Raw genomic sequence first — 3,769 nt, 5'->3', positions numbered from 1 at the left:
CGTCGCTTGCGCAATATCAACCACCGCAGAAGGGCTCATAGGCGGGCTCGTGCACACCTACTTTGTTAGAAAAAACAAAGTAAGTCAGCTATTTAGCCCCAGCATCGTATTTGGGACCACATTGTTTGCTGAAATTATGCAAATGCTCATCATTTTGCTGGTTGCCAAGCCTTTTGCACAATCCTATGCCCTAGTCTCTGACATTGCCGCTCCTATGATCATCGCTAATTCCTTCGGAGCAGCACTGTTTATGAGTATCTTACAAGATAGAAAAACCATCTTTGAAGAGTATTCTGCGACGTTTTCACGTCGAGCCTTAAACATTGCAGAACGCTCTGTTGGCGTCCTTTCTTCTGGATTTAATAGCAAAAATGCCGAAAAAATCGCACGTATCGTCTACGAAGAAACCAGTGTCGGTGCGGTCTCCATCACGGATGACCAAAAGATCTTGGCGTTTGTCGGTATAGGGGATGATCACCATAAGCCAGAGACTCCCATCTCATCGAACAGCACGTTAGACGCGATCAGTGAAAACAAAATCAAGTACCTTGATGGAAAAGAGACGCCGTACCAATGCTCTTTATCCCCAAAGTGCAAACTCGGCTCTGCTTTAATCATTCCATTGCGAGCGGGCGATCGAGTCATCGGAACCATTAAGCTTTACGAACCAAAGCGAAAACTCTTTTCGACCATTAATATGTCGATGGCTGAGGGTATTGCTCAGTTGCTTTCAAGTCAGATTCTCTATGGTGATTATCAACAGAAACAGATGTTGCTATCACAAGCCGAAATAAAATTGCTCCACGCTCAAGTGAATCCACATTTCTTGTTCAATGCACTGAATACTATCAATGCTGTTATTCGCCGGGACCCCGATAAAGCGCGTGACCTCATTCAGCATCTGTCGCATTTTTTCCGCAGTAACCTTAAGCAAAATATTGAGACCGTGACGCTAAAAGAAGAGCTTGCCCACGTTAATGCTTACCTGACCATCGAAAAAGCGCGCTTTAGTGAACGGTTAGAGATCGATGTGAACATTGACCCATTCCTACTCACGCGACAGCTCCCTAGCTTTACACTCCAGCCTCTGGTTGAAAATGCCATCAAACATGGCACATCACAGAAACTGGAAGGCGGTATAGTTCGGATTTACAGTCAACCGGTTTTGCAAGGTCAACGTATTGTTGTGGAAGATAATGCCGGTCACTACAAAGCACCGAGTGACGATCACTCTGGTTTAGGAATGGCCATCGTTGATAAACGCTTAACCAATAAGTTTGGGCGTGATGCGGCACTAAAAATTGAAGTGGAAGAGAACCAATACACTCGAATGAGCTTTATTATTCCCACTCAAGAAAACCGCTAAGGAATGAGTATGCTTTCGGCTTTGGTTATTGATGATGAATTACTTGCTCGAGAAGAGCTCTCTGATCTGCTCGAAGAAACCGGTACAGTATCCGTGTTGGATACTGCCAGCAATGCCATTGAAGGGCTGAAAAAAATTAATCAGTTAAAACCTGACGTGGTCTTTCTTGATATTCAAATGCCTCAAATTACCGGCATTGAATTACTAGGCATGCTTGATCCAGAGACTATGCCCTATGTTGTGTTTGTTACCGCTTATGACGAATATGCGATTCAGGCTTTTGAAGATAACGCATTTGATTATTTGCTAAAGCCAGTCAATCCATGCCGATTGGATAAAACGATAGCTCGCCTTCAAAAACACACAAATCCGATAGAGCAAAAGATCTCAACCATTGCCCCACGATCGCTTGAGCAAGTACCTTGTATTGGCTTAAACCGCATCATGATCATCCCAACGCTTGATGTTGAGTTCGCCTACACCGATATCAGCGGCGTGCACGTACAAACTCAGCAGCAAACCGCAACCTGTCAACTCACCTTAAAAGTGCTCGAAGAGAAAACCCCATTAGTGCGCTGTCACCGTCAGTACCTAGTCAATCCAAAAGCCATCAAAGAAATTAAACTATTAGAAAATAACCTCGCTGAAATCGTAACGGTGAGCCACCATCAAGTTCCGGTCAGTAGACGTTACTTAAAAAGCTTAAAAGAGATGTTGGGATTTCACTAAAACCTTTATTGCATGCTTACATTTCATGGTTCAGTGACGTGCAATATGCCGTGAAAAACCACCCTAAAATGGTTTCTCATTTTAAATCTCGGTATATTCTCAGCCGTAAGTATATTCTTAGACGTAAGTATATTCTTAGACGTAAGGACATTCTTAGCCGCAGAGAACATGGACGACCACTAGTCGAGCATCATTTTTATCGCTTCTGATGCTTGCTTCCATTGATTTGAACGGCGTAATTGAGCCAGACTAAAAGACTGCTTTTTCAATAATGCCTCAGCGATAGGCACATCCATTATAGGCAGGTTATCAAGGACTTCGACTTGAGCATCCCGCTTGTTACATACCAGAAGCATGTCGCACCCCGCGACTAATGATTGATGAGCTCGCTCAGCTGGGCTTCCCATGATCGATGCGCCTTCCATGGTTAAGTCATCAGAAAAAACCAACCCGTTAAAGCCCAGTTTTTGACGTAATACTTGTTGTAGCCAATACTCAGAACCGCTGGCTGGCTGATCATCATAATGAGGGTAAATAACATGGGCTGGCATCATGGCATCCAATACTCCCGCTTCAATCTGAGCCTTAAAAATAGCCATGTCGGATTCAAAAATATCATCTCGATGATCATAAGGCGTTTCTAGGTGTGAGTCTGCTAATACACCACCATGCCCCGGGAAATGCTTCCCTGTCGTTGCCATACCCACGGACTTCATTCCCTGCATATACGCTGTGCTGTAACAAATAATATCGTCAACACTGTCCCCAAATGCGCGGCTGCCTATCGCCTTGCATTCATGGCCCTTATCTAAAACAGGCGCGAAACTAAGATCGATATCATGGGCGATAAGTTCTGCAGCCATCAACCAGCCACCTTGCTGAGCCAATTGTGCTCCCTCTTTATGTCTCGCGTATTCTTGAGCCGCTGGAATGATCGAAAAGCCTTCTCGGAAGCGCTGTACTCGTCCCCCCTCTTGATCGACGCCAATTAAGAATGGTCGCTTAACCGTTTTACGGATCGCTTTGTTCAATGCTAATAGCTGCTCACTATCGTGATAGTTTCGAGCGAATAGGATCAAACCGCCTACCGTTGGGTGCTCTAGAATTTCCTTGTCTTCTGCCGTCAGTTCATAGCCTTCAACGTCGACCCATAATGGACCCATATCTTCTCCTAACTCCGCATAAATTCGCTAAGTCATCGAGATTATTCGCTTTAAAAATGCTTTACAATGATTTTAGGTTTGAACTCAGTGAATATACGATGAAACAACCAGAACTTTACATTGGCGTGATGTCGGGAACCAGCATGGATGGCGTCGATACTGCTTTAGTGCAGATTGATGGTGAGAACGTTCACATGATCGCACACGACGAGTACCCAATGCCAAGCGATATAAAATCTCGCTTATTGAATATTGCCACAGGTCAGCGAACCAATTTAATTGAAATAGGGGAACTGGACCACCAACTTGGCCGACTGTTTGCCGATGCGGTTAATGCGCTACTGGATAAATCCGGTTACCAAGCCGATCACATTGCAGCGATTGGTAACCATGGACAAACCGTCTTTCATCAGCCCACAAGCGATTTCCCGTTTACCATGCAGTTGGGTGATGCCAATATCATTGCTGCCCAATGTGGCATTGATACTGTTGCCGATTTCAGACGCAAGGA

Annotated in this window: 4 protein-coding genes; 3 read left to right on the top strand and 1 reads right to left on the bottom strand. The window is 44.7% G+C overall.

What is annotated here, in order from left to right:
- Together ACP45E_RS16685 and btsR are read left to right on the top strand one after the other, a co-directional pair.
- A partial coding sequence (locus tag ACP45E_RS16685) for a sensor histidine kinase (RefSeq protein ID WP_069585285.1) occupies window positions 1–1,366 on the top strand: 1,366 nt, incomplete at its 5' end.
- A gap of 9 nt (window positions 1,367–1,375) precedes the next feature.
- On the top strand, window positions 1,376–2,095 hold the full coding sequence (btsR, locus tag ACP45E_RS16680; RefSeq protein ID WP_017036899.1) for a two-component system response regulator BtsR: 720 nt from the start codon (window positions 1,376–1,378) through the stop codon (window positions 2,093–2,095).
- 179 nt (window positions 2,096–2,274) lie between these two features.
- On the opposite strand, the gene nagZ is transcribed toward btsR, so the two are convergent.
- Window positions 2,275–3,258: a beta-N-acetylhexosaminidase gene (nagZ, locus tag ACP45E_RS16675; RefSeq protein WP_017036898.1), complete on the bottom strand. Its 984-nt coding sequence runs from the start codon at window positions 3,256–3,258 to the stop codon at window positions 2,275–2,277.
- 98 nt (window positions 3,259–3,356) lie between these two features.
- Here nagZ and ACP45E_RS16670 point away from each other — a divergent pair.
- Window positions 3,357–3,769, top strand: a 413-nt coding sequence (locus tag ACP45E_RS16670; protein ID WP_198927744.1) for an anhydro-N-acetylmuramic acid kinase, incomplete at its 3' end; no start/stop codon positions are given.

The organism is Vibrio genomosp. F10 str. 9ZD137, from assembly GCF_049974785.1.
Classification (GTDB): domain Bacteria; phylum Pseudomonadota; class Gammaproteobacteria; order Enterobacterales; family Vibrionaceae; genus Vibrio.
Note: the sequence above shows the minus strand (reverse complement) of the source record. Positions and strands in the feature narration are given on the sequence as shown.